24 protein-coding genes and 4 pseudogenes are annotated in these 25636 nt (G+C 71.9%); 12 read left to right on the forward strand and 16 right to left on the reverse strand.

Annotation, left to right across the window (positions count from 1 at the left end):
* Positions 1-72 precede the first annotated feature (72 nt).
* The 3 genes from glgX to B1L11_RS09565 all read left to right on the forward strand — a co-directional run bounded on the left by glgX (position 73) and on the right by B1L11_RS09565 (position 3554).
* Positions 73-2193: a glycogen debranching protein GlgX gene (gene glgX / locus B1L11_RS09555; RefSeq protein ID WP_079314145.1), complete on the forward strand. Its 2121-nt coding sequence runs from the start codon at positions 73-75 to the stop codon at positions 2191-2193.
* A gap of 153 nt (positions 2194-2346) precedes the next feature.
* On the forward strand, positions 2347-3249 hold the full coding sequence (locus B1L11_RS09560; protein ID WP_079314146.1) for an AzlC family ABC transporter permease: 903 nt from the start codon (positions 2347-2349) through the stop codon (positions 3247-3249).
* Entirely contained in the window at positions 3246-3554 is a 309-nt protein-coding gene (locus B1L11_RS09565) for an AzlD domain-containing protein (RefSeq protein WP_079314147.1), read from the forward strand. The genes B1L11_RS09560 and B1L11_RS09565 overlap by 4 nt, the downstream gene beginning before the upstream one ends.
* Before the next feature lie 27 nt (positions 3555-3581).
* Here the strand turns inward: B1L11_RS09565 and B1L11_RS09570 are convergent, their stop codons facing one another.
* Together B1L11_RS09570 and B1L11_RS09575 are read right to left on the reverse strand one after the other, a co-directional pair.
* A complete protein-coding gene (locus tag B1L11_RS09570) occupies positions 3582-4658 on the reverse strand; it encodes an ATP-dependent DNA ligase (protein WP_079314171.1) in 1077 nt (358 codons plus the stop codon).
* A gap of 16 nt (positions 4659-4674) precedes the next feature.
* Positions 4675-5412, reverse strand: coding sequence for a pyrimidine reductase family protein (locus tag B1L11_RS09575; protein ID WP_079314148.1), 738 nt, complete (start codon positions 5410-5412; stop codon positions 4675-4677).
* Positions 5413-5646: 234 nt separating this feature from the next.
* On the opposite strand from B1L11_RS09575, the gene B1L11_RS09580 reads away from it, so the two are divergent.
* Positions 5647-6558, forward strand: coding sequence for a tyrosinase family protein (locus tag B1L11_RS09580; RefSeq protein WP_143737151.1), 912 nt, complete (start codon positions 5647-5649; stop codon positions 6556-6558).
* Between the two features lie 169 nt (positions 6559-6727).
* On the opposite strand, the gene B1L11_RS09585 is transcribed toward B1L11_RS09580, so the two are convergent.
* From B1L11_RS09585 to B1L11_RS09605, 6 genes are all read right to left on the reverse strand, one after another.
* On the reverse strand, positions 6728-7015 hold the full coding sequence (locus B1L11_RS09585) for a hypothetical protein (RefSeq protein ID WP_143737152.1): 288 nt from the start codon (positions 7013-7015) through the stop codon (positions 6728-6730).
* A gap of 72 nt (positions 7016-7087) precedes the next feature.
* A complete protein-coding gene (locus B1L11_RS46645) occupies positions 7088-7255 on the reverse strand; it encodes a hypothetical protein (protein ID WP_179155052.1) in 168 nt (55 codons plus the stop codon).
* 322 nt (positions 7256-7577) lie between these two features.
* Entirely contained in the window at positions 7578-7763 is a 186-nt protein-coding gene (locus tag B1L11_RS09590; RefSeq protein ID WP_079314151.1) for a hypothetical protein, read from the reverse strand.
* Positions 7764-7786: 23 nt separating this feature from the next.
* Positions 7787-8731 carry an NADP-dependent oxidoreductase gene (locus B1L11_RS09595; protein ID WP_079314152.1) on the reverse strand — a complete coding sequence of 315 codons (945 nt, stop codon included), beginning with the start codon at positions 8729-8731 and terminating at the stop codon, positions 7787-7789.
* A gap of 186 nt (positions 8732-8917) precedes the next feature.
* Positions 8918-9943: a helix-turn-helix domain-containing protein gene (locus tag B1L11_RS09600; RefSeq protein WP_218670998.1), complete on the reverse strand. Its 1026-nt coding sequence runs from the start codon at positions 9941-9943 to the stop codon at positions 8918-8920.
* Positions 9944-9982: 39 nt separating this feature from the next.
* On the reverse strand, positions 9983-10978 hold the full coding sequence (locus tag B1L11_RS09605) for a DNA polymerase domain-containing protein (protein WP_372974657.1): 996 nt from the start codon (positions 10976-10978) through the stop codon (positions 9983-9985).
* Positions 10979-11386: 408 nt separating this feature from the next.
* On the opposite strand from B1L11_RS09605, the gene msrB reads away from it, so the two are divergent.
* Complete coding sequence (gene msrB, locus B1L11_RS09610; RefSeq protein WP_079314154.1) at positions 11387-11788, forward strand: peptide-methionine (R)-S-oxide reductase MsrB; 402 nt, start codon at positions 11387-11389, stop codon at positions 11786-11788.
* Positions 11789-11791: 3 nt separating this feature from the next.
* Here the strand turns inward: msrB and B1L11_RS09615 are convergent, their stop codons facing one another.
* On the reverse strand, positions 11792-12388 hold the full coding sequence (locus tag B1L11_RS09615; protein WP_079314155.1) for a hypothetical protein: 597 nt from the start codon (positions 12386-12388) through the stop codon (positions 11792-11794).
* A gap of 354 nt (positions 12389-12742) precedes the next feature.
* Here B1L11_RS09615 and B1L11_RS09620 point away from each other — a divergent pair, with 354 nt between their 5' ends.
* The 6 genes and pseudogenes from B1L11_RS09620 to B1L11_RS09645 all read left to right on the forward strand — a co-directional run bounded on the left by B1L11_RS09620 (position 12743) and on the right by B1L11_RS09645 (position 16890).
* Entirely contained in the window at positions 12743-13486 is a 744-nt protein-coding gene (locus tag B1L11_RS09620) for an SDR family NAD(P)-dependent oxidoreductase (protein WP_079314156.1), read from the forward strand.
* A 39-nt stretch (positions 13487-13525) separates the two neighbouring features.
* Positions 13526-14185, forward strand: a pseudogene (locus B1L11_RS50195) (NAD(P)(+) transhydrogenase (Re/Si-specific) subunit alpha); the annotation flags it as partial.
* Positions 14186-14276: 91 nt separating this feature from the next.
* The gene (locus B1L11_RS50200) at positions 14277-14744 is read left to right on the forward strand and encodes an NAD(P)(+) transhydrogenase (Re/Si-specific) subunit beta (RefSeq protein WP_256862377.1); all 468 of its coding nucleotides are present in this window, start codon (positions 14277-14279) and stop codon (positions 14742-14744) included.
* Positions 14630-15094, forward strand: a pseudogene (locus tag B1L11_RS50205) (NAD(P)(+) transhydrogenase (Re/Si-specific) subunit beta); the annotation flags it as partial. The gene B1L11_RS50200 and the pseudogene B1L11_RS50205, both read left to right, overlap by 115 nt.
* Positions 15095-15244: 150 nt before the next feature.
* Positions 15245-16006 (forward strand): SDR family NAD(P)-dependent oxidoreductase, encoded by a 762-nt coding sequence (locus tag B1L11_RS09640; RefSeq protein WP_079314172.1) that lies wholly within the window; start codon positions 15245-15247, stop codon positions 16004-16006.
* A gap of 89 nt (positions 16007-16095) precedes the next feature.
* A complete protein-coding gene (locus B1L11_RS09645) occupies positions 16096-16890 on the forward strand; it encodes a maleylpyruvate isomerase family mycothiol-dependent enzyme (RefSeq protein ID WP_179155054.1) in 795 nt (264 codons plus the stop codon).
* 49 nt (positions 16891-16939) lie between these two features.
* On the opposite strand, the gene hemQ is transcribed toward B1L11_RS09645, so the two are convergent.
* The gene (hemQ, locus tag B1L11_RS09650; RefSeq protein ID WP_079314158.1) at positions 16940-17641 is read right to left on the reverse strand and encodes a hydrogen peroxide-dependent heme synthase; all 702 of its coding nucleotides are present in this window, start codon (positions 17639-17641) and stop codon (positions 16940-16942) included.
* 85 nt (positions 17642-17726) lie between these two features.
* A pseudogene (gene hemG / locus B1L11_RS09655) lies at positions 17727-19156 on the reverse strand (protoporphyrinogen oxidase).
* A gap of 539 nt (positions 19157-19695) precedes the next feature.
* Between hemG and B1L11_RS09660 the strand changes: the two are divergent.
* Positions 19696-20580 (forward strand): ROK family protein, encoded by an 885-nt coding sequence (locus B1L11_RS09660; protein ID WP_256862373.1) that lies wholly within the window; start codon positions 19696-19698, stop codon positions 20578-20580.
* A 110-nt stretch (positions 20581-20690) separates the two neighbouring features.
* Here B1L11_RS09660 and B1L11_RS09665 read toward each other — a convergent pair whose 3' ends face one another.
* The 5 genes and pseudogenes from B1L11_RS09665 to B1L11_RS46650 all read right to left on the reverse strand — a co-directional run.
* Positions 20691-22016: an alkaline phosphatase family protein gene (locus B1L11_RS09665; RefSeq protein ID WP_079314159.1), complete on the reverse strand. Its 1326-nt coding sequence runs from the start codon at positions 22014-22016 to the stop codon at positions 20691-20693.
* Entirely contained in the window at positions 22016-23128 is a 1113-nt protein-coding gene (gene eboE, locus B1L11_RS09670) for a metabolite traffic protein EboE (protein WP_079314160.1), read from the reverse strand. Before eboE ends, B1L11_RS09665 begins: the two co-directional genes overlap by 1 nt.
* 2 nt (positions 23129-23130) lie before the next feature.
* On the reverse strand, positions 23131-23973 hold the full coding sequence (locus tag B1L11_RS09675; RefSeq protein ID WP_079314161.1) for a TatD family hydrolase: 843 nt from the start codon (positions 23971-23973) through the stop codon (positions 23131-23133).
* Positions 23974-23978: 5 nt separating this feature from the next.
* Positions 23979-25298 carry an EboA domain-containing protein gene (locus B1L11_RS50210; RefSeq protein WP_256862374.1) on the reverse strand — a complete coding sequence of 440 codons (1320 nt, stop codon included), beginning with the start codon at positions 25296-25298 and terminating at the stop codon, positions 23979-23981.
* Positions 25295-25636, reverse strand: a pseudogene (locus tag B1L11_RS46650) (hypothetical protein); the annotation flags it as partial. The pseudogene B1L11_RS46650 and the gene B1L11_RS50210, both read right to left, overlap by 4 nt.

Below are 25636 nucleotides of genomic sequence, written 5' to 3' on the forward strand. Positions count from 1 at the left end.
TCCCGCGTCCCGTACGAGAGTAGGGGTCCTCGCGGGTGCACGATTCGCCCGGGCAGTGGAGAATGAGGTTACATGCGCGAGGTTTGGCCTGGAGAGCCCTACCCGCTCGGCGCCACCTGGGATGGTGTGGGCACCAACTTCTCGGTGTTCTCGGAGGTGGCCGAGCGGGTCGAGCTGTGCCTGTACGACGACAGAGGCGGGGAGACCCGCGTCGACCTGCCCGAGGTCGACGGGTTCGTCTGGCACGGCTACGTGCCGGGGATCATGCCCGGTCAGCGGTACGGCTTTCGCGTGCACGGGCCCTACCGGCCCGACCACGGGCACCGGTGCAATCCGTCCAAGCTGCTGCTCGATCCGTACGCCAAGGCGATCGAGGGCTCGGTGCGGTGGAACGAGTCGCTGTTCTCCTACCACTTCGCCGACCCCGCCCGGCTCAACACGGACGACTCCGCGCCGTACATGCCGAAGAACGTGGTCGTGAACCCGTTCTTCGAGTGGGGCAACGACCGGCCGCCCCGCACGCCGTACCACGAGACGGTGATCTACGAGGCGCACGTGCGCGGCCTGACCATGCGCCATCCCGCCGTCCCCGAGGAGCAGCGGGGCACCTACGCGGGGCTCGCCCACCCGGCCGTGATCGACCACCTCCAGTCGATCGGCGTGACGGCGGTCGAACTCATGCCCGTCCACCAGTTCGTGCCGGAGCACTTCCTGGTCGCCCGGGGGCTGACCAACTACTGGGGCTACAACACGATCGCCTACATGGCGCCGCACAACGCGTACGCCAGTTCCAGGCAGCGCGGCGAGCAGGTCCAGGAGTTCAAGGCGATGGTGCGCGCCCTGCACGAGGCGGGCATCGAGGTGATCCTCGACGTCGTCTACAACCACACGGCCGAGGGCGACCACATGGGCCCCACGCTGGGCTTCCGGGGCATCGACAACGTCGCCTACTATCGCCTGCGCGAGGAGGACCGCCGCTACTACCTCGACTACACCGGGTGCGGCAACTCGCTCAACGTCCGCTCGCCCCACGCGCTTCAGCTGATCATGGATTCGCTGCGCTACTGGGTGCTCGACATGCACGTGGACGGCTTCCGCTTCGACCTCGCCGCGGCGCTGGCGCGGGAACTGCACGACGTCGACCGGCTGAGCGCGTTCTTCGACCTCATCCAGCAGGACCCGGTGATCTCGCAGGTCAAGCTCATCGCCGAGCCATGGGACGTCGGCCCGGGCGGCTACCAGGTCGGGAACTTCCCGCCGTTGTGGACCGAGTGGAACGGCAAATACCGCGACTCCGTGCGGGACTTCTGGCGCGGGGCCTCCCAGACGCTGCCCGAGTTCGCCTCGCGCCTGGCCGGGTCGAGCGACCTGTACGCCAGCAGCGGCCGCCGTCCGGTCGCCTCGATCAACTTCGTGACCGCCCACGACGGCTTCACCCTCACCGATCTCGTGTCGTACGACCACAAGCACAACGAGGCCAACGGCGAGGGCAACCGCGACGGCACGGACGACAACCGCTCCTGGAACTGCGGCGCCGAGGGCCCGGTGGAGGATCCCGGCATCGTACGGCTGCGCCGTCGGCAGCGGCGCAACCTCCTCACCACGCTGTTCGTGTCCCAGGGCGTGCCGATGCTGCTGGCCGGCGACGAGTTCGGCCGCACCCAGCACGGCAACAACAACGCCTACTGCCAGGACAACGACATCTCCTGGATCGACTGGTCGCTGATCCGGCAGGAGGGCGACCTGCTCGAGTTCGTCCGCCGCCTGGCCGCGTTACGGCGGGCGCATCCCGTCTTCCGGCGGCGCCGGTTCTTCCAGGGCCGCACGGTCGGAGACGGCAGCAGGGACATCATCTGGCTCACGCCGTCCGGCACGGAGATGACCGACGGCGACTGGCACACGGGCTACGCGAAGTCGCTGGCGGTGTACGTCAACGGCGACGCGATCAGCGAGCCCGGCCCGCGCGGCGAGCGGATCAGGGACGAGACGTTCCTGCTGCTGATCAACGCCCACCACGAGAACCTGACGTTCGCCCTCCCCGGGCCGGAGCTGGGGGCCGCCTGGCGTCCCGTCCTCGACACCGCCGAGGAGGACGTCCGCGACGACCCGTACGCCGAGGAGATCCTGCCCGCCGGGGCCAAGGTCTGCCTCGCCGACCGGTCCATGCGGGTCCTGGTCTGCGCCGGCGGCTGAGCCGTACCCGCTGCCGCCCTGGGCCCGCCGGAAGGCCGGGGCGCGGCCGGGCACGCATCCGGCGGACCTGCGTGCCGTGCGGGTCGGCGGCGCGAACTCGGCCGACTTACCCCCATAGGGGACATTCCTGCACACTTCGTTACCCTCGGGCGGGTGACCACGACACCAGTGCAGGCCGGCCTGCCGCCGAAGCCCCGGGGGGCGGTCGTGCGGGACGCCCTCGGGGTCGGCACGGCCGTCGGCCTGTCGGGCTTCGCGTTCGGCGTCACCTCTGCGGGTGCGGGGATGACCGTCGTCCAGACCTGCGTGCTGTCGCTGTTCGTGTTCACCGGGGCGTCCCAGTTCGCTCTGGTGGGCGCGCTCGGCGGCGGCGGGAACCCGCTCGCCGCCGCGGCCGGGGCGCTGCTGCTCGGCGTCCGGAACGCCTTCTACGGGCTGCGGCTGTCGCAGTTGCTCGGGCTCCCCGCCGCGGTCCGCCCGCTCGCCGCGCAGTGGGTGATCGACGAGACCTCCGCCGTGGCCCTGGCCCAGCCCGACCGGCGCCTCGCGCGGCTCGGGTTCACGGTCACCGGGGTCAGCCTGTACGCCGGATGGAACGTCACCACGTTCCTGGGCGCGCTGGGCGCCTCCGCGCTCGGCGATCCGGCGGCCTGGGGGCTCGACGCCGCCGGCCCGGCCGTCTTCCTCGCCCTGCTCCTGCCCATGCTCCGGGCCCGCTCCTCCTCCACACCCGCCGCCACACCCGCCGCCACTCCCCCTGCCGCTCCTCCCGCCGATCCCGCTGCCGCTTCTCCCGCTGCTTCTCCCGGGCCGGCCGGTGACGCGGCACACACGCACGCCGCGCCGCCCGCCACTTCGGCGGGCCGGGCCCCGCTCGTCTGGGCGATCTTCCGGCGTGAGGAGGCGGCGGTGGCGGCGCTGGCCGTCGTGCTCGCCCTCGCCTGCGTGCCGTTCGTGCCCGCGGGCGTGCCGGTGCTGGTGGCCGTGCTCGCCGCACCCGCCGTGCTGGCCGTATCCCGGCTCCTCGCCCGCCGCTCGCCCGGAGGAGGACGGTGATGGTCTGGGTCGCGATCGTCGTCACGGCGGCCGGGTGCTACGCCGTGAAGCTGCTCGGTCTGTCGGTGCCGGCGGCGGTGCTGGAGCGGCCGCTCGTCCGCAGGCTGGCCGCGCTGGTGCCGATCGCGGCGCTGGCGGCGCTGATCGCCCTGCAGACCTTCGCCGACGGCCGCACGCTCGTCGTCGACGCCCGGGCCGCCGGGCTCGCGGCAGCGGCCGTCGCGCTGCTGCTGCGCGCGCCGTTCCTGGTGATCGTCGCGGTCGCCGTCGTCGTCACCGCCGCCGTCCGCGCCCTGGCCGGCTGACGGTCAGGCCGGCTGACGGCCTGGCAGTCAGCGGGCGAGGATCTTGTCGAGGTCGTAGCTCACCGGGCGTTCGAGCTGTTCGTAGGTGCAGGACGCGGGGGTGCGGTCGGGGCGCCAGCGGCGGAACTGGGCGGTGTGCCGGAACCGGTCGCCCTCCATGTGGTCGTAGGCCACCTCGACGACCCGTTCCGGCCGCAGCGGGATGAACGACAGGTCCTTCTTGGCGTTCCACCGTGACACGGCGCCGGGCAGGCGCTGGCCCTCGGCGCCGCCCGCCGCGACCTCGGCCCAGTGTCCCCACGGGTGCTCGCTCAGGTCCTCCAGCCGGTAGGGCGCGAGCTCCTCGACCAGTTCCTCCCGCCGCTTCATCGGGAACGACGCCGCGACGCCGACGTGGTGCAGGCGGCCGTCCGGCGAGTAGAGCCCGAGCAGCAGCGAGCCGACGACCGGCCCCGACTTGTGCTCGCGGTAGCCCGCCACCACGCAGTCGGCCGTCCGCTCGTGCTTGACCTTGAACATCACGCGCTTGTCCGGCACGTACGGCTGGTCGCCCGGCTTGACGACGATGCCGTCCAGACCGGCGCCCTCGAACGCGTCGAACCACTCGGCGGCCCGGCCCTCGTCCTGGGTGACCGGCGTGAGCCGTACGGACCGGCCCGCGCCCGCCAGCATCTCCTCCAGCCGGGCCCTCCGCTCCGAGAACGGTGCCTCCATGAGATCCTCCGTCGCGGTGGCGAGCAGGTCGAAGGCGACGAAGGACGCGGGCGTGTTCTCGGCCAGCAGCCGCACCCGGGACTGCGCGGGGTGGATGCGCTGCTGCAGCGCGTCGAAGTCGAGCGACTGTCCCCTCATCAGCACGATCTCGCCGTCCACGACGCACTTGGGCGGCAGCTCCCGCCTGACGGCCTCGACCAGCTCGGGGAAGTAGCGCGTGAAGGGCCGCTCGTTCCTGCTGCCCAGGAAGACCTCGTCGCCGTCCCGGAAGACGATGCAGCGGAAGCCGTCCCATTTCGGCTCGTAGTAGAGCGTGCCGTCCTGCTTCGGCAGCCCCTTGACGGCCTTGGCGAGCATCGGCGCGATCGGCGGCACGACCGGCAGATCCAGGTCGGGGATCTCCGGCTCAACCGGAAGCTTCATCCTGCGCCTCCCTGATGTATCGGCAGAAGAGGAAGCCGTCCTCCTCGAGCACCTGGGCGAGGGTCAGCGGCGTGTACGACGCGACGCCGTCCAGTATGCGCGCCGCGTCGCCGCCGGCCAGCAGCGGACTCACGGTCAGCGCCAGCTCGTCGACCAGGCCGCCGGCGGCGAGTTGCGCGTTCACCCGGGGGCCGCCCTCGCACAGGACGCGGCCGAGCCCTCGGTCACGCAGCTCGCTCACGGCCGTCGCGAGATCGACCCGCTCGTCGCCCGCGACGATCAGGTCGGCCCTCCCGGCCGCCTCCTCGCGGCGGTCCTTCGGCGCCGACTCCGTCGTGATCACGATCGTCCGGGCATACGGCTCCGCCTCGGTGAACAGCGGGCTGCCGAGGTCGAGGTCGAGGCGGCGGGTGACGACGGCGATGGGCGGCGCCGGGGGCCTGCCCTCCCGCAGCGCCCGCCACGACTCGCGCGGGCGGGCCGGGCGGTATCCCTCCGTGCGGACGGTGGCCGCCCCGGCCAGCACCACATCGGCCAGGCCGCGCAGCAGTCCGAAGATCCGCTTGTCGGCCCGGCCGGACAGGCCCTCCGAGTGGCCCTCGACCCAGGCCGCGCCGTCGGCGCTGGCCACCATGTTGAGGCGCAGCCAGTGGTCGCGCGGGTAGGCGTAGGCGGCGGGGATGTCCGGCTCGTCCTCGGTGAAGGGGTGGATGCGGCGCACGCTTCCTACAGTGGCACACCGCACCGACAACGCCGCCGCGACGCCCCGTGCCCACCGCCGTCACGACCACGGCCGACACGGCGCCAAATGCGGCGGTCCGGCGGCCTCGTCGTTCTAATCTTTCCGCCGATCGGAACAGGCCACGGAATCCGGTGATATTCGGGGGGCGGAAATGCGTGGGCCGAGCAGGCGGGAGATGCTGGCATCGGCGGTGTGGGGCACGGCGGCGATCGCATGGGGGGTGCGCGGGACGGCGGCGCACGCGGACCCGGCCCCGCCGCCGGCCGCCGGCGGGCCGGGGACACGACCACCAGCGGGCGGGCCGACGGCATGACCACCCGCCGACAGGTCGGTGACATGAGCACCCGCCGACGGGTCGGCGACATGAGCACCCGCCGACGGGTCGGCGACATGAGTACCGAGCAGTGGGAGGCGTTCGTCGGGGCGGTGCGCGTGCTTAAGGCGCGGGGGACCTACGACGCGCTGGTCAAGGCCTACGCGGACGACTTCACCGTCACCCACGCCAACGGCTTCTTCCTGCCCTGGCAGCGCAGATACCTTCTGGAATTCGAGCGGGCGCTCCGGCGTGTCGATCCGGCCGTATGTGTGCCGTACTGGGACTGGCCCCTCGACGGTCGGGCGCCGGAGCGCTCGGCGGTGCTGTCCACGGCGTATTTCGGCGGAAACGGCAGTGCGAAGCGCGATCAGGCCGTGCTCGACGGCGCGTTCGCCGGGTGGACCGCCAAAGTCCCGCGGGTTCATCCGCTCCGCCGTTCCTACGCCGACGGCGGGAAGATTCCCCCATGGGCCTCGCCCGATCTCATCGCGAACATGCTGAAAAATCCGGATTTCCAGGTGTTCAACATGCAACTGGAGATCCACATCGGCGCGGTGCTGATGGGCATCGGGGGCGACCTGGCCCAGCCCGTCGCCCCGAACGACCCCCTGTACTGGGTCGTCGCCTGCTTCGGCGACCTGCTGTGGCACATGTGGCGCTCCCGCCATCCGAAGGCCCCGGTGCGGTCGGCGTACGGGAACGTCACAGAGGAGAGCCGCCTGCCCCGGTACGGCGACACGGTCGCGGCCGTTCTCGACATCGAGAAGCTGGGCTACCGCTACGACGACGTGTGGCCGCGGTCGCGCTGACGCCGGGCACACCCCCGGAATGCGCACTCTCCGGCCGCGCCAGAACGGCCCCGCTTCTCCCGAGATCGAGAGAGGCGGGGCCGCTCCGCGTTCCGATCGGTTTCCGGGGTGCCCGGCGGCGTGACCGGAGGCGCGTGCCTCGCTCGTGGCGAGACGGACGCGACGCGCGTCAGGTCCGGGACGTCGTGGCGCGGGCCCGGCCGGTCGTCTGGCCGACGGTCTCCCTCTCCCGCTCCTGCCTCTCCTGCTGGCGAGCGGTCCTGGAGATGTCCTCCAGCTCGTGCGCGGTCTCCTCGAACTCCTGGGCGGCCTCCCGGCTCATCCTGCTCACGATCCTGCGGCCGCGGACGGCCATGTCCTCGTACACCTCGTTGGCCTTGGCCAGGGCGTACGGGCCGACGCCCGCGAGGGCGCAGAACGGCTTGGACATCGTGATCCTCTTGACCGGTGTTGTCACTTGGTCACTCTCCATACATATCGGTCTGGCGGCGGCTTCCACCTGTTCCGGTCGGGGGAAAACGGCCCGGCGTCAGGAAGGTGGCGTGCCGAGGGCTTCCATCCCGGACCTGATGTTGTCGGCGGCCTGCTCCGGGCTGATGTCCGCGGCCCTGGAGGCCTTCCGCAGATCCGTCCAGGTGATGTGGTCGGGATTCCCGTGGTCGTCGTCAGGCTCGCCGCAGCCGCAGCTCAGGCACATCCGGGTGTCTCCCCCCGCTCGGTCTTGTGCAAAACGGCCCCGCCCTCGGCAGCGGTGCGAGGGCGAGGCTTTTCGGGTGTTCCAGGTTCGTCCGTGTGCGGTCTTGCCCGGGGACGAGCGCCCGCTCCCCCGTCGGCGAGCGCTCGCCAGGACCATCCCCGCACCCGTCTCCAGGGACACCGGGCGGGAATGCAAGAGCCGATCAAGAGCAGAGACAGGCGGACAAAAACGTCACCCGCCGGGTCACGGGCACCCACCTCCCCGCCCAGCAGGGCGCTAGCCCTGCGCTATCCCGGTCTAGTACGGCAGCCGCCGTTCGGGATCATGGCTGAAGTTCGGCGTTGAGGCGTCGTTTGTACTGGGCTCGTCGGGCTCGGGCTTGATGGCGGTGCCGCCACTGTGACCAGCGCCCCTCGATGTCGCCCACTCCCGGTGGTGTGGCCTCGGCCATCGCATCGGCCATCGGGGCCAGCGCCTCGGCGATCTCGGGATCCAAGGACGAAGACATGACTGCTTCTCCTGGTGAGCGTGTCAGGCCGTGGGCGCGAGGACGACGGTCTTGCCCGGTAGCTCGCCCGCGCCGGCCTGGGCGTGGAGTGCGGGCAGGTCGGCCAGCGCCACCCGCTGGGCGACGTCGACGCGCAACTCGCCGGTGCTGACACGAGCGGCCAGGTCGGCGAGTTGGTCGGCGTCGCTGCGGACGAACAGGTCGATGCCGCGCACACTGCGCTCCTCGTCGGAAGGGGCGGGCATCCAGACGGTGGTGTTGACGAGGGTGCCGCCGTTACGGACCAGCGTGACCAGCGCGGCCAGATGTTCCGGGGCGACCGGCGCGAGGTTGAGTACGAGGTCGACCGGCTCGGTCACCGCCGCGGTCACGTCGGTGGTGGTGTGGTCGATCACCTCGTCGGCACCGGCGGCCTTGACACGCTCGGCGCTACGTGGGCTCGCCGTGGCGATCACGTGGGCACGGACCTCCTTGGCCAACTGCACCGCGTATCCGCCGACCGCTCCGCCGGCGCCGTTGATCAGCACCCGCTGACCGGCGGTCAGCTTGCCGTGGTCGAACAGCGCCTGCCACGCGGTCAGACCCACCAGCGGCAACGCCGCCGAGTCGGCCAACGGGATGTTCTTGGGCGCCCCCGTCAAGATCTCCGCCGGTGCGATCACATACTCCGCGGCCGCCCCGGGTCCCGTCATCGGCAGGAGGCCGACGACCCGGTCGCCGACCGCGACGTCGTCCACGTCGTCACCGAGCGCGTCGACCGTGCCGGCGACGTCGATGCCGGGAGTGTGTGGAAGCTCGACCGGGATCGGGCCCTGCATGAAGCCCGCGCGGATGTTGCCGTCGACGCCGTTGAACGACGTCGCGGCGACGCGAATCCGGACCTGACCGACTCCGGGGGTGGGCTGCGCCACGTCCTCGTAACGCAGTACCTCAGGACCGCCGAACTCGTGAAAACGCACTGCCTTCATTGCAGAACCTGCCTCTGTGAGTGCCGCCAAGTGCTTCGAACTGAAGCGATTCCGGCGCAGAGGTGACCCTGCGGCCTGCTTCGAGTTGCGAAGGCGTCCAGCCCCGCGTCACCAAAGCTGCCCGGAGGCAGCCACTGGATCCGCGGTTGCTGGAGACGTCACTCAACTTCGCAGGATCCGGCGCGGTTAGCCTGGGCCAGGCTGGCCCACCTTGATGATGGCCGGTTCCCCGCCGACGCCGACGATCTCAGCCAGGCGCGCCGCATCGGCCGAGCCCGGCGCCGCGGTGAGCATCAGAGCCGCCAGATCGTCGCCCGGGATGGTGAGCAGGCTGCCGACGAGCGTAACGGAGCCGCCGTCCGGATGAATGAACGCGGCACTGCTCTCGTAGGCCGCCACCGGTCGCGGCGTGCGCCACAAGGTGTCGAACAGGCGGCTTCGGCTCCGCATCTCGTCCACCAGCGCGGCAAGCGACGCGTCGGCGGGGTAGCGCAACAGCGCGCTCGTCAGGCGGGCAACCAGGACCGCCTGATGATCGGTTGCGTCATCCGCAGACTGCTTGAAACCACTGAACGGGTCGCAGAACGTACGCCAGGCGATGTTCCACTCCCACGGGTCCCCGGTGAGATCCCAATGTCCCAGGGCCATGAACGCACTGTTCACGGCGACGAGATTCATCGCCGCATCGGAGACGAACATCGGAGTGTCCGTGAACCGCTCCAGCAGCCGCATCGCACCCGGACCGACTTCGTTCGGCACCTGCCCGTCCGCAGCGGCGTACCCGGCCAGCGCGCAGAGCCGCTCGTACTCCGCCCGTCCGATCCGTAACGCACGGGCGATGGCGTTCACCACCCCGGCCGACGGATGGCTGCGCCCCTGCTCCAGCCGGCGTACGTAGTCCGCAGACATCCCCGCGAGCTCGCCGAGCTCCTCCCGCCGCAACCCTCGCACCCGCCGACGGCCGATCGGTAGCCCGACAGCCGCAGGCGCCGTACTCTCCCGCAACTGGCGCACCGCGGCACCGAACTCGTGACGTTCCACAGCCCAATTGTGCCCGGACAGTCCAGGCAGCAGGTAGTGGGCGGCCTTGGCGTTCAGTGCCACGGCCAGCGGACCGGTGTTGCCGGTGGCTACATACCACCAGAGCCGAGTCGGTGCGCTACCACGTATCAGCCCGATCTGGGAGGGAATGTCTTCCCAGATACGAAGCATGCCGATTCGACATGAATCCGCCCCGGATTCGTGTCGGCGCTAAGACGGCCTCGCCTTGCTCGGCTGCACGCGCCTCGGCTCGCCGGGCATCTTCGGGTAGTTCGGCGGGTACGGCATGTCGCCCCGGTCGTCGGCGTCGTACCACTCCAGCAGCGTGCCGATGTCGTGGGCCCGGTCGTCGATCGCCCGCTGCACGTCGCCCAGCTTGGCGAACCGCTCCGGCATCGTCCTGATGTCGAAGTCGCGCGGGTCGCAGTCGGCCAGTTCCTCCCACGTCACGGGGGCGGAGACCCGGGCGTCGGGCCGCGCCCGGACCGAGTAGGCGGCCACCACCGTGCGGTCGCGGGCGTTCTGGTTGTAGTCGATGAAGACCTTCTCCCCCCGCTCCTCCTTCCACCAGGCGCTCGTCGCGAGGTCCGAGCGCCGCTCGACCTCGCGGGCGAAGGCGATCGCGGCGTAGCGCACCTCGGTGAAGGTCCAGCGGGGCTCGATGCGCACGTTCACGTGGATGCCGCGGCTGCCCGAGGTCTTGGGGAAGCCCGTCATGCCCAGCTCGCCGAGGATCTCCTTGGCCGTGAAGGCCACCGTACGGGCCTGTTCGAAGGAGGTGCCGGGCTGTGGGTCGATGTCGATGCGCAGCTCGTCGGGGTGGTCGAGGTCGGCGCGGCGGGCGTGCCACGGGTGGAAGTCGATCGTGCCGAGGTTGGCGCACCACGCGATGGCGGCCACCTCGGTCGGGCAGAACGCGTCGGCGGTGCGCCCGCTGGGGAAGCGCACGGTGACGGTCTCGATCCAGTCGGGATGCCGGGGCATCCGCTTCTGGTAGATCGCCTCGGTGCCGACGCCGTCGGGGTGCCGCTTGAGGTAGGTCGGCCGCTCCCGCAGGCGCGCAGCACGCCGTCCCCCACGCTCACGTAGTACTCCACCAGGTCGCGCTTGGTGGCGCCGATCTCCGGGAAGTAGACCTTGTCTGGATTGGTGACCTTGACCGTGCGGCCACCCACCTCTATCTCGATGTACGGCGAAGCCATGCACGTGACCCTACCCAGGGAGGAGGGGGTCCGTCCCGGGCTGCCGACGGCGGCCGGACCGGGCGCTCCCACGGCCGCGCTCTTCCGGCGCAGGCTCGTGCTCGCGTACGGCGCGCTCGCGTTCGGACGGCGCCGCACGCGACGGGACGGACCACACGGCCGCCCGCGGGCGGCCTCCTCTCACCGTCCGGCGGCGTCCAGCACGGGTCGGGTGCTTCGCCGCCCTGACGGCGGTGCGGGTGACCGCCCCCGCGCGGGTGACGGCGATCAACCCCCTCGTCTGTGAAGACGCAGGCGGACCCGGGAAAGGATGCCTCGACCCGCGAACACGTGCGGGGAAGATCCCGGGCGTCCGTGGAGTTCCTCACTTCGTAATCCCCGCGAGGGGCCGCCGAAGGCAGGGTGGTGAGCCATGGAGAAGGTCATCAAGAGCGACGCCGAGTGGCGCGAGCAGCTTTCCCCCGAGGAGTACAGGGTCCTCCGGCAGGCGGGGACCGAGCGCCCGTTCAGCGGCGAGTACGTGGACACCAAGATCGTCGGGGTCTACTCCTGCCGCGCCTGCGGGGCGGAGCTGTTCCGGTCGGAAACCAAGTTCGAGTCGCACTGCGGCTGGCCGTCGTTCTACGAGCCGTCCGAGTCCGACGCCGTGACGCTGCACGAGGACGACTCACTCGGCATGCGCCGGGTGGAGGTCCGCTGCGCCCGCTGCGACTCGCACCTCGGGCACGTGTTCCACGGCGAGGGCTACCCCACGCCGACCGACGACCGGTACTGCATCAACTCCGTCTGCCTGACCCTGCAGCCGGCCGGATGACGCCTACTTCTTCGGCTTGGGGTAGGTGACCCGGCAGTCGTCGTCGTCCGGGCCGAGGACGTTGGCGAGGACGGGGTTGCCGTTCTCGCCGAACCTGGACTGGACGAACACCACGGGGTTGGCCTCCCCCCGCTCGGCCAGGTACTCCAGGCCGCGCTTGCACAGCGTGATCGCGGCCTTGGAGTTGTCGGCGTTCTCGGGGAGGTTCGTGTAGATGCGCAGGTAGCGGCCGGTGGTGCGGATGTCCTTGACCCGCTTGGCGGTCTTGTCGTTCCACCTGCTGCGGAAGTAGGCCTCCGCCGTGGTGTCGGTGTACTTCGACGGTCCCGACGCCTTAGTCTCGGCCGACTTCTTGTCCCGCTTCTTGGTCGCCTTCTTGTCGGTGTCGACGCTGGCGACGGTCAGCTCGCCGGCCGGGGAGGCCTGCGGCGTGGGCGCGGCGACCACGTGGCCGGGGGCCGCGTCGGAACGCGACAGCGGCCAGGCGATCGCGACGGCTCCGACGGCGAAGGCGGCCACCCCGATGGACACCTCGACGACGTGCGAACGGGCCCGCCTCTTGCGGCGGCGCCCCCTGGAACGTGCCAGCCCGCTTGCCACTCTGCCTCACATAGACGTCGATCCTTCGTCACAGTATGGCAAAGACTTCGAGGCGCCAAGACCGTTTCCGACGCTTCGCGCAAGATCCACCGAAATGTCCCTTGCGTCCTCCGCCCCCGGTGTGGCCCGACCGCCTCCTCACGGCCCCGCCCGGGCCGGGCCTCTCCCGCGCCGGGGACGCCCCCGGAAGAAAGAACACGTAAATCCCCCACGCCTTTTCTTATGGCGGCGATAAGACGCGCACATCGCCGTTCCGGAATTCCTCGATTCCACGGGAACTTGTCCCTGTCGGCAGCCGGTGAAAACCGGCCGCAGGACACATCGAGAAGATCCCGAAAGAAAAGGTGTTTCCCTATGCAGTTCACGAATAAGACCGCGCTCGTCACCGGCAGCACGTCCGGCATCGGCCGCGAGACCGCACTGCTGCTCGCCGCCGAAGGCGCGTTCGTCGTCGTCTCGGGCCGCGACGCGGCCAAGGGCGCGGACACCGTGGCGGCCATCGAGGCCGCCGGCGGGCGCGCCGTGTTCGTCGCCGCCGACCTCGCCGACCTCGGCTCGGTGCGCCGTCTCGCGGGGGCGGCCGGAGAGGTCGACGTCCTCGTCAACAACGCGGGCGCCTTCCCGTTCGCCCCGACCCTCGAGCAGGGCCTCGACGCGTTCGCGACCCTGATGGACACCAACGTCCGCGGCACCTACTTCCTGACCGCGGCCCTGGTCAGGGCCATGGTGGCGAAGGGCGCAGGCAGCATCGTCAACGTCGGTTCGATCGCGGCCCTTAGCGGCATGGCCGCGGCCTCCGCGTACGGCGGGACGAAGGCCGCGATCGAGGCGTTCACGCGGGCGTGGGCCGTCGAGTTCGCCGGCAGCGGTGTGCGGGTCAACGCCGTCGCCCCCGGCCACGTCAGGACCGACAACGTGGTCGACATGATCGGCGAGGAGGCCTTCGAGGAGCTGGGGAGAAAGGTCCCCATGCGCCGCCTGGGCTCGGCACGGGAGATCGCCGAGGCCATCGTCTTCCTCGCCTCGCCGAGGGCCGGCTATATCACCGGTGTCACCCTCGCCGCCGACGGCGGATTCCTGGCCCTCGGCGACCGCTGAAATGCCGTTCCCAATTCGATGCGAGAAAGGACGGCATTGATGCGAATCGGCGTGCCACAGGACACAACCGCGAGGGAAACCCGCGTGGCTCTCGCACCCGGCGAAGCACGGACACTGGCCGGGCAGGGCCATGAGATCGTCGTCGAGCACGGCGCCGGGGAACGGGCGAGCCATCCCGACGCCGCGTACGTCTCGGCGGGCGCCCGCGTGGGCACCAGGGCCGAGGCGTTCGGCGCAGACGTCCTCACCCGAGCCCAGGCGGTGGACGTGCTCTCGTCGCAGTCGGCCGTCGCCGGATATCGGGCGGCGCTGATCGCGGCCGCCCGGATCGACAAGCTCCTGCCCATGATGACGACCGCGGCCGGGACCATCCCCCCGGCGCGGGTCCTGGCGCTCGGCGCCGGAGTGGCGGGGCTGTAGGCGATCGCGACGGCCCGCAGGCTGGGCGCCGTCGTCCACGCCTACGACGTCCGGGCTGCGGCCAGGGACCAGGTGAAGAGCGTCGGCGGGACGTTCGTGGACCTCCCGCTCGACTCCGCGTCCGCGGAGACCGCGGGCGGGTACGCCCGGGCGCGGGGAGAGGCGTTCCACACACGGCAGCGCGAGCTGCTGGCCGGCGAGGTCGCGGCGGCCGACATCGTGATCGCCACCGCGCAGGTCCAGGGCGGGCGGTCCCCCGTCCTCGTCACCGGCGACATGGTGCGGGCGATGCGCCCCGGCTCGGTCGTGCTCGACGCCGCGGCCGCCCAGGGCGGTCGTCCTCGGGTTCGTCACCTTCACGGGCAGCCTCATGGCATTCGGCAAGCTCAAGGGCATCCTGCCCGGCCGCCCCACGGTCTTCCCCGGCCGGCAGGCGCTGAATCTGCTGTTGTTCGCAGCCGCCGTGGTCGTCGGGCTCCTGCTGGTGGTCTCGCCGGCGACGACGACGCTGTTCCCCGTGCTGATCGCCCTGTCGGCGCTGTTCGGGATCCTGCTGGTGGTGCCCATCGGGGGCGCCGACATGCCGACCGTCATCTCGCTGCTCAACTCGTACGCCGGTCTGTCCGGCGCGGCGATGGGCTTCGTCCTGGACAACAAGGCGCTGATCATCGCGGGCTGCTCGCGGCCGCGCGAGAGGTCATCGTGGTGCTCGGTTACGGGCTGGCGGTCGCCCAGGCCCAGCACCAGGTCCGGGAGGTCGGCGAGATCCTGGAACGCAACGGGGCCCGGGTACGCTACGCCATCCATCCGGTCGCGGGCCGCATGCCCGGCCACATGAACGTCCTGCTGGCCGAGGCGGACGTGCCGTACGACCGCATCGCCGACATGGACGACATCAACGGCGACTTCGCGCAGGCCGACGTCGCGCTGGTGGCCGGGGCCAACGACGTCACCAACCCCGCCGCCCGCACCCGTCCGGACAGCCCCATCTACGGGATGCCGCTCCTCGACGTGGCCGCCGCCCGGACGGTCATGGTCGTCAAACGGGGGATGAGCGCCGGCTTCGCCGGCGTCGAGAACGAGCTCTACCACCTCGACAAGACCCTCATGCTCTTCGGCGACGCCAAGAACGTCGCGGGAGGACTCGCCCGCGAACTCGAAAACACCCTGCGCGGTCAGCGGGTCTGAGCACCGCCCAAGAAACGGCTGATCGCTGGCATAAGCGACGGCTATGGGCGGACTGGAAGTTCCCCGCCGATCCGGGCTTTCAACCCTTCGAAGCGCCGGCCGCCGCATCCGGCGGCCGGCGACGAACCGAACGAACCAGGGATGAACGTGATGACCGTAGAAGTGACGACCGCAGAGCTGGCCGGACAGGGCGCTCTGGTCACGGGGGCCACCAAGGGAATCGGCCGGGTGACCGCGCTGGCGCTGGCCCGGCTCGGCGCCGAGGTGGTGCTGTCGGGCCGCGACGAGCAGCAGGGCAAGCAGGCGGTCGAGGAGATCCTCGCGGAAGGCGGCCGGGCGCACTTCGTCGCGGCCGACCTGCGCGACGAGGCGTCCGCACGGTCGCTCGCGCGGCGCGCGACCGAGCTGCTGGGCCATGTGGACGTGCTGGTGAACAACGCCGGCGTCTACCCCTTCGCCCCCACGACGGACATGACCGAGCAGGACTTCGACGGGGTCTACGGCGTCAACGTCAAGGCCCCGTTCTTCCTCGTCGCCGAGCTGGCCCCGGCCATGGCCCGGCGCGGCGGGGGCGCGATCGTCAACGTCACCACGATGGTGGCGGAGTACGGCCACTCCGGCTACAGCCTGTACGGCTCCAGCAAGGCCGCGATCGTGTTCCTCACCAAGTCGTGGGCCGCCGAGTTCGGCCCCCGGGGCGTGCGGGTCAACGCGGTGAGCCCCGGCCCGACCCGCACGGAGGGCACCGCTCCCATGGGCGAGGACCTGGAGGCCCTCGCGCGGACCCTGCCCGCCGGCCGTCCCGCCTCCCCGGAGGAGATCGCCCAGGCGATCACGTTCCTGGCCTCGCCTCGGGCGAGCTTCGTCCACGGGACGACCCTCCACGTCGACGGCGGCCGCTGGGCCGTCTGACCCTTTCCCGCCCGGCACCGCTCAGCGGCCGGCCCTTCCGCCGGCCGCTGAGCCTCTATCCGGAAGCGACGCCTAAAGGAGTGATCACCGTGGAGACCACGCAGGACACCGGCCGTCGGCTCGCGGCGCTGCACGCCGCCTCGCGGTCGTTGACCGCGCTGGTGGACGGACTCTCGGAGGAGGAGCTGAAGCAGCCGTCCTACGCGGACGGCTGGAGCATCGCCCAGGTGCTGTCTCACCTGGGCAGCGCCGCGGAGATCAGCGCGAGGCTGGTGGAGCGGGGCAGGGCCGGGGACATGACCGGTCCGACCCGCGAGGAGATGCTGCCGGTCTGGGCACGCTGGGACGCGCTGCCCCCGCTCGGTCAGAGAGCGGCGTGGCGGGAGGCCGACGCCCGGCACCTGGGCCTGCTGGACTCCCTGGACGCGGCCGAGCGCACCACCATGAAGATCCCGTACTTCGCGGGACAGATCGGCGTTTCCGTCTACATGGGCTACCGCCTGTCGGAGCAGTCGGTGCACGGCTGGGACGTCGCCGTGGCCCTCGACCCCGGCGCGACCGTCCCCGAAGAGGAGGCGCGCCTGCTGTGGGAACGCCTCGACCTGGTCACGAGCCGGTTCCACGACCGCGGCACGCTCCGCCGCCTCGCTCCTGCCCGGGTGGCCGTGGAGCTGACCGACCTGCGGCGCACGGTCTGTCTCGACCTGGGAGAGGAACCGCGCATCCGCCCGGAGGAACCGGCGGACCCCGTGGCCACGGTCACCGGAACCGCCGACGCCGTCCTGCGCCTCGCCTACGGCCGCAACCGTCCCGGCGTCGACGCCGTCACGACCAGGGGCCCGGTGGTGCTGGACGACCTGCGCTCCCTCTTCCCGGGCTTCTGACGGGGACGGGCGCCCCGGGCGGCGTCCCCGGCGGCCCAGCCGGCGATCGCTAGGGCAGTGCGGCGACGAGCTCGCTGACCGGCTTGCGGGTGCCGGTGTAGAAGGGGATCTCGATCCTGGTGTGCCGCCGCGCCTCGGCTCCGCGCAGGTGACGCATCAGGTCGACGATGCGGTGCAGCTCGTCGGCTTCGAAGGCCAGCATCCACTCGTAGTCGTTGAGCGCGAAGCAGGCGACCGTGTTCGACCGCACGTCGGGGTAGTCGCGGGCCATCTTGCCGTGCTCGGCGAGCATCCTGCGCCGCTCGGAGTCCTCCAGCAGGTACCACTCCAGGGACCGTACGAAGGGGTAGACGCAGACGAAGCCCCTGGGCTCCTCCTCGGCGAGGAAGGCCGGGATGTGGGACTTGTTGAACTCGGCCGGGCGGTGCAGGGCCATGGCCGACCAGACCGGCTCGCTCGCGCGCCCGAGGGCGGTGCGGCGGAAGCGGGTGTAGGTCTCCTGCAGGTCCTCGGGCGAGGGGGCGTGCCACCAGAACATGAAGTCGGCGTCGGCGCGGAACCCGGCCACGTCGTAGCAGCCTCGGGTCGTCACGTCCTTGCCGGCCGCCTGCGCGAGCAGTTCCTCGACCTCGTCGGCCACGCTCTCGCGGGCGGCGGGAAGCTGGTCGCGCAGCCGGAAGACCGACCACATGGTGTATCGGATGACCAGGTTGAGATCGCGTGCCTTGGGCCGCGGGGCAGGCTCCGTCATGCCTCCATTCTGCCGGTAGGAGGCGGTGGTCCGGCCGCCGGGTGCCGCGATCAGGCGCTCCGGCGGCCGGCGTCCACGCGGCCGGTCAGGCTTCGGAGGCCGGTGCGCCGTGGGCGTCCCGCAGGTGCTCGATGACGAGCTTGGCGGCGGTGCGGGCGGTCGCGACGCAGGCCGGGATGCCGACTCCCTCGTACGCGGCGCCGCAGACGGCGAGGCCGGGCTGCCCGGCGATCGCGGCGCGCACGCGGGCGATCCGGTCGAGGTGGCCCACGTCGTACTGCGGGAGCGCACCGCTCCAGCGGGTCACCCGGGTGTCGAGCGGCAGGCCCCGTACGCCCATGATCTCGGCCATCTCGTTCATGGCCAGGGCGGTCAGCTCGGCGTCGTCGCGCTGGAGCACGAGTTCCTCGCCCAGGCGGCCGAGCGAGCACCGCACGATCACGACGTTGCGGTCGGCCTCGGCCAGGTGGGGCCACTTGACGCTGCTGAACGTCGCGGCCTTGACCGGCCTGCCCTCGACCGGCGGCACGAGGTAGCCGCTGCCCTCCGGCGGCTCGGGGAAGGCCGTCCTGGGGTAGGCGAGGGTGACGATCGCCATGCTGGCGTACTCGATCCCGGCCAGTTCGGCCGCCGCCTTGGGCACCTCGCGCTCGAGCAGGCGGGAGGCGGGCCGCGCGGGGACCGCCAGGACGACGGCGTCGGCGTCGATCGTCTCCTCGTCCCTGGTGGGACCGGTGACCAGCCGCCAGCCGTCCGGCGTGCGGATCAGGTCGCGCACGGTGACGCCGGTGCGGATCTGCGCGCCGGATTCCTTCGCCACCGCCTCGGGCAGCGCGCCCAGGCCGGTCCTGAGCGTGGTGAAGACCGGCCCGGCGTCCGCGGGGGCCTCCGCGGTGATGCTCCTGGCCGCCTGCAGCAGCGACCGCTCGGTGCGGGCGACGGCGGCGATCCGCGGCATGGTGGCGTCCAGCGACAGCATGTCGGCCCGGCCCGCGTACACGCCGCCGAGCAGCGGCTCGACCAGCCGATCGACGACCTCGCTCCCCATCGGGCCCGGATGTACGCCGCGACGGAGACGTCGCCGGTCACGAGCGTGGGCGGCAGGAACTGGTCGAGCGGCACCCGGGCGAGGCCGCCCGGCGACAGGATGCCCGAGCGCGCGAGGGCGACCACGTCCGAGGGGACGCCCATGACCTGCTGCCGGGGCAGCGGGCGCAGCGACCCGCGCGACAGGACGGCGGCCCGGGTCGTGCCGGGGTCCACCAGGTCGTCTCCGAGGCCGGCCAGCCGGGCCAGTTCCTTGCCCTCCGGCCGCCGCGCCAGCATCGACTCGGCGCCCGCGTCGACCTCCACTCCCGCCACCTGCGAGGCGTACAGCTTGCCGCCGACTCTCGGCGCCGCCTCCAGCACTGTGATCCGCAGGCCGGCGTCGGCCCGGTTCAGGTGCAGCGCCGCGGCCAGACCCGCGATGCCCCCGCCGACGACGACCACATGACGACCCGCAATCCCGTCCATGGGGAAAAGCTACCGGCCCGTACGCCCGGGTCCCGCACCGGCGCGGGGCGTGTCCGCCGGGAAGCGGGGAACCTCGCCGCCACCGAGGGAGCACGGATGGTCACGCATCGGAACACTGCTCAACAAAGCCGTCAGGAACGCAAGATTCTCAGAAACTTTTCACCTGTAGGGCAAAAAGTAAGGGTTCGCTGTAATAAAGTTGTTGTAGTCAGAGCAGAAGTACAGTCACTTCTGGCACGCACCCGATTCCCCGACCAGAAGAGCGGCGTGAAGCGAATGACGGCTCGCCCCGAGAACCCGCACCAGGCGCGGATCCTGCGCCTCCTGCGTCAGGACGGCGCGCGCTCGCGCGCCGAACTCGGCGAGGTGGCCCGTCTGTCACCGTCGAAGCTCGCGCTCGAGCTCGACCGGCTCACCAAGCTGAACCTCCTCGAATCGGGCGGGCTCGCGGCCTCGCGGGGCGGCCGGCGGTCGGGCATCGTACGGATCGCCTCACACCTGCGTTTCGTCGGCATCGACATCGGCGCACGTCCATCGACGTGGGGGTCACCAACGGCGAGCTGGAGGTGCTCGGCCACCTGTCGAAGCCCGCGGACGTGCGGGACGGCCCCGAGGCGGTGCTGGAGCAGGCCCTCGAGCTCGTCGGCAAGCTGCGGACCGGCGAGACGACCGAGATCCACGGCGTCGGGATCGGCGTCCCCGGCCCGGTGAGCTTCCTCGACAGGACCCTGGTCTCGCCCCCGATCATGCCGGGCTGGGACCGCTTCCCGGTGCGGGAGACACTGAGCCGCGAGTTCGGCTGCCCGGTGCTCGTGGACAACGACGTGAACATCATGGCACTCGGCGAGCTGCACGCGGGCCTCGCCAGGGCCGTCGGCGACTTCCTGCTCGTGAAGATCGGCACCGGCGTGGGCTGCGGCATCGTGGTCGACGGCGAGATCTACCGCGGGGTGACCGGCAGCGCCGGCGACATCGGCCACATCCGGGTGTCCGACGACGGTCCGCTGTGCACGTGCGGCAACACCGGCTGCCTCGAGGCGTACTTCGGCGGCGCGGCGCTGGCCCGTGACGCCCGGGCCGCGGCGGAGTCGGGCGACTCCCCCTTCCTCGCGGAACGGCTCGCCCATGAGGGCACGCTGACCGCGGAGGACGTCGCCGCGGCGGCGGCCTCGGGTGACGCCGCCGCCGTACGGATGATCCGCGAGGGCGGACGGCACGTGGGCATCGTGCTGGCCTCGCTGGTGAGCTTCTTCAACCCCGGCCTGGTGATCATCGGAGGCGGGGTGGCCGGCCTGGGCCACGCGCTGCTCGCGGAGATCCGCAGCGTCGTCTACCAGCGCTCGCTGCCGCTGGCGACCGGCAACCTGCCCATCGTCTTGTCCGAGCTCGCGACACGGCCGGGATCATCGGGGCGACCCGCCTGATCAGCGACCACGTCTTCTCGGTCGAGTGAGCACGCGGCCCCGCGGCCCCCTCAGAACGCCGGACGGCCGCCGCCCCCGAGGGGGACGGCGGCCGTCTTCACATCAGAGGCTCAGCCCTTCAGCAGCTGCGTGAGCAGACCCTTGACCTCGGTCGCGGCGTAGGCGTCCCTGTCGAAGGGGCCGAGCAGCACCGGCCCGTCCGCCGCCGCGTCGGGCAGGCGGCCGTGGCTGCCGCGCACCGGCTCGGGGTCGAGCGGCACGACCGACATCATGTAGCGCATGCCCAGCTTCTTGCGGGCCAGCGCCGTGCCGGCGCGCAGCTTCACGAGCGGGTCGTTGGGATCCATGAACAGCTCCGCCGGGTCGTATCCGGGCTTGCGGTGGATCTCCACGAGCTTCGCGAAGTCGGGCGCCCGGTCGTCGGACAGCCAGTAGTAGTAGGTGAACCACGCGTCCGGCTCCGCCACGGCGACGAGGTCACCGGCCCGCTCGTGGTCGAGGCCGTACTTCGCCTTGCCCTCCTGGTTGAGGACCTCGTCCACGCCCGGCAGTTCGGCCACGATGTCCCGTACGCGGGGCAGGTCGGCGGGGTCGCGCACGTAGACGTGGGCGACCTGGTGGTCGGCGACCGCGAAGGCCCGCGAGGCCCAGGGGTCGAGATACTCCATGCCGTCCTGGGTGTAGACCTCCAGCAGCCCGGCCCGGCGCAGCGCCCGGTTGACGTCGACCGGGCGGGACGCGTTGGTGATGCCGTACTCCGACAGCACGACCACGGTGGCGTCCTCCCGCAGCAGCGGCGCGAGCGCGGCGTCGACCTCACGGGCCGCCGCGACGGCCTGCGGCGCGTCGGGCCCGAAGCGCTGCAGGTCGTAGTCGAGGTGTGGGACGTAGACCATGAGCAGGTCGGGCCGCTCCTTCGCGAGGATCCGGCGGGCGGCCGCGATGATCCACTTGGACGAGGTGATGCTCGCCGTCGGTCCCCAGTAGGTGAACAGCGGGAACTCGCCCAGCTCGGCCACCAGGTCGTCGTGCAGCGACGGCGGCCTGGTGTAGCAGTCGGGCTCCTTGCGCCCGTCGGCGTAGTAGATCGGGCGCGGGGTGACGATGAAGTCGCTGGAGCCGCCCATGGCGTACCACCAGCAGACGTTGGCCGTGCGGATCCCGGGCACCGCGTCCCACAGCTGCTCGCCCTGGATCAGCCGGTTGTGCTGCCGCCACAGGAAGATCTCGCCCAGGTCGCGGAAGTACCAGCCGTTGCCGACGATGCCGTGGTCGCGCGGCATCGTGCCGGTCAGCAGGGTGGCCTGCACCGAGCAGGTCACGGCGGGCAGCACGGGCCGCAGCGACGCGGCGGCGCCGACCTTGGACACGTTCGGCATGTGCGCCAGCAGGCGCGGGGTCAGGCCGACGACGTTCACGACGACGACGGGCGCCATCAGATCTCCTTAAGTCCGAGGGCGGCGAGCCGCCGCCGGGTCCAGTCCAGCTCGGCGGCGATGCCCTCGGCGACGTCCACCGGGCCGGGCAGCACGCTCCAGGTGTAGGTCTCCACTTCGAGGTGCCGGGTGAGCGGCGCGCCCGGGGAGGCCATGAGGCGTTCCAGCAGGTCCTCCAGGTACGGAGTGGTCGTGGTGAGCGGCGGCGGGGGCGCGGCGTGCAGCGGCATGTGGAAGTGCGTGCGCCACGGCAGGTCCGCCGGGAGCCCCCCGGCCAGCGCCTCCGGCAGGTCGTCGGCGTACCCGGCCGCGCAGCGCGTCTGGTGGAGATACCGCTCCTCCTCGTACGCCGCCAGCGCCCGCTGGCCGCCCGGCGGCGCCTCGACGGCCGACGAGACCTGGAGCTTGACGATCGGCAGCCCCAGGCCGGCCGCGTCGGCGGCCTCCTCGAGGCCGACGGCCAGGTGGCAGGCGTCCAGGCAGACGCCGAGGTACGCGGGGTCGGTGCCGCTCAGCAGCTCGACCGCCTGCGGGGTGGTCTCCACGATGCAGCCGGGCTCGGGCTCGAAGCCGACGCGAATCGTCTTGCCGGTGCGCTCCGCCAGCGCCCGCAGGCCCCGGGTGAGCGCGTCGAGGTTGGCGGCGACGGCCGCGGCCTTGTCCGGCGTCCAGCCGGTGCGCCAGGCGAGCGGCAGCGTCGAGATCGAGCCCTCGGTCACGTCGTCGGGCAGCAGCGCGGTGAGGATCTCGGCCAGGTCGAGGGTGTAGGCGAGCCGCTGCGGCTCCGCCCAGTCGGGCCGGTACACCCGGAGCTTCACGACCTGGTCGTGGAAGCCCTGGTAGGGGAAGCCGTTGAGGGTGACGACCTCCAGCCCCAGCTCGTCGAGACGGGCGCGCAGCCGCGCCAGTTCGCCGGGGTCGGCCCGCAGCGCCCGCGCCGCGCCCGACGACAGCCACAGCCCGAGGCCGAGCACCGGCGCGCCGGTCAGCGCCCGCACCCGGGCGGCGACGCCGGACAGCTGCCCGTGGATCCCGGCGAGGTCCTCGGCGGGGTGGACGTTGGTGCAGTAGGCCAGGTGGACGACGGAACCGGAGGGATGGAGCAGGCGCATGGTCAGCGCGTCCCGCGCAGGATCGTGTTGCCCTCGTAGTCGCCGCCCGACTCGACGTCGTCCAGCGACAGGCGCCCGCTCTGCCCGTAGAACGCCACCGGGTTCTGCCACAGCACCCGGTCCACGTCCTCGTCGGTGAACCCGGCGGCCAGCATGGCCTCGCCGACCTCGCGGGTCTTGAGCACGTCGCTGCGCCCCCAGTCCGCGGCGGAGTTCACGATCATCCGCTCGGTGCCGTACTCCTTGAGGATCGCCACCATCCGCTGGGGGTCCATCTTCGTGTCGGGGTAGATCGAGAAGCCCATCCAGCACCCGGCCTCGTGGACCATGCCGACGGTCAGCTCGTTGAGGTGGTCGACCAGCACCATGCCGGGGTCCATGCCCTTGACCACGTCGAGCGTGCGCCGGGTGCCCGCCGCCTTGTCGCGGTGCGGCGTGTGCACGAGCACCGGCAGGCCGTGCTCCTCGGCGAGCGCGAGCTGGGCCTCGAAGACGCGGTCCTCCTCCGGGGTCATCGAGTCGTAGCCCACCTCGCCGACCGCGACCACCGAGTCCTTCAGCAGGTAGCGGGGCAGCTCGTCGAGCACGCCGGCGCAGCGCGGGTCGTTGGCCTCCTTGGGGTTGAGCGCGAGCGTGCAGTGATGGCGGATGCCGTACTGCGCGGCGCGGTAGGGCTCCCAGCCCAGCAGCGCGTCGAAGTAGTCGAGGAAGCTGCCGACGTTCGTGCGCGGCTGGCCGAGCCAGAAGGCGGGCTCCACGACGGCGCGGACCCCGGCGGCGTACATGCGCTCGTAGTCGTCCGTCGTGCGGGACGTCATGTGGACGTGGGGGTCGAAGATCCTCATCGGAATCAGAGCCTCTCGAGAACGTCGGGGGGAACGGGACGCCCGGCCGCGCGGCGCTCGGCGGCGAAGTCGGCGAGCATGCGCCGCAGCTCCTCGTCGAACCGGCGGCCGAGGCCCTCGACCGACGCGAGCGGGACGGACATGAAGACGCACTTGAGCACGCCCTGCCGGAAGGCGTGGTCGTCCAGCCAGGCCGAGCCGTACGGGCCGAGCGCGGCGGCGACCAGCCGGGTGTCGTTGGTCCGCAGGGCGTCGTGGACGACCGGGAGAGCGGCCGGACCGAGGTCGAGCTGCGGAAGCGACTCCAGGATCTCCAGCCGCTCCCCCGCGTCGCCCTGCCAGTAGAGCTTCATGACGGCCGCCGCGGGGTCCGGCAGCGCCTTCCCCAGCGCCCTCAGCAGCTCGGCGCGGGCGCCGGGGCCGCCCTCCCGCGCGGCCCGCGGGAACAGCGCGTAGACGGTCTCGGGGTCGCGCTCAACGTCGCTACGGCCCGCGCCAGCCAGGTCATGTGCCCTCCTCAGGAATTCGATCGACCTTCGCGCCACGTCGGGCGCCGCGTGGCTGTGCCTGGCCAGCTCGACGGCGACCAGGCCGCCGTAGCCGTCTAGGGCGGCGAGCACGGGCGGGAAGTCGATCTCGCCCTCGCCGAACTCGAGATGCTCGTGGACGCCCCGCCGCATGTCCTCGATCTGCACGTGCACCAGGTGCGGCAGCGCCCGCTCGACGCACTCGGGCACGTCGTACGGCTCCAGGCAGCGGCAGTGCCCGATGTCGAGGGTGAGGCCGAACTTCGGGTGCCCGCCGAGCAGGCCGCGCAGCCGTTCGTAACCGGCGAGGTCCGCCACGAGCATGCCCGGCTCGGGCTCGAACCCGAGCGTGACGCCCACCGTGTCGGCCTCGGCGAGCAGGCGCTCGCACTGCCGTACGAGCCGGTCCCACGCCTCGTCCTCGGGCACCTCGGGCGGCCGGATGCCGCTCCACAGGTGCACCACGGGGGCGCCGAGGTCGGCCGCCACCCGCATGGCCCGGCACAGGAAGCGCACGCGCGCCTCGGCCTCGTCGTGCAGCAGGGTCGGGAAGTGCTTGCGCCGGGGGTCGAGGGTGAAACGGCCGCCCGTCTCCACGGCGAGGGCCAGGCCGAGCCGCCCCGCCAGCGCCGCGATCCGCCCGACCTCCGCCGGGGAGGCGCCGGGCATGAGGTGCCCGTGGTCGAGGCTGACCGCCGCGCCGGTGTAGCCCAGGTCGGCGAGCACCTCCAGCGTCTGGTCGAGCGGATGGTCGCGGAAGCCGTTGGTGCAGTAGGCCCAGTTCATGAGCACGCTCACGACGTGGCCACCTTCGCCGACAGCCAGCGCCCGGCCGGCAGCGCGGCCAGCAGCGCCGCCGCCTGGGCGAGCCTGCCCCGCCCGGCCACCGCGGCCGCCTGCAGCGGGATCAGGCCGAGGATGCTCATCCGCACCGCCTGCCGCACCTGCTCGGGGTCGGGGTCGGTGCGCAGCGCCGCCTGGGCCCTTCCGGCGGTGGCGAGGTAGCCGGCGATCATCGCGGCGGCGCCCAGCCGCCCGGTGGTCTCACCGCTCCGGCAGGCGAAGGCGGCCAGCGCCGCGGACGCGCCGGTCGCGGCCAGCGCCTGGGTGACGGGTCGCGGGGGTGGCCGCCGTCG

The sequence above is a fragment of the Microbispora sp. GKU 823 genome, from assembly GCF_002027145.1.
Classification (GTDB): Bacteria; Actinomycetota; Actinomycetes; order Streptosporangiales; family Streptosporangiaceae; genus Microbispora; species Microbispora siamensis.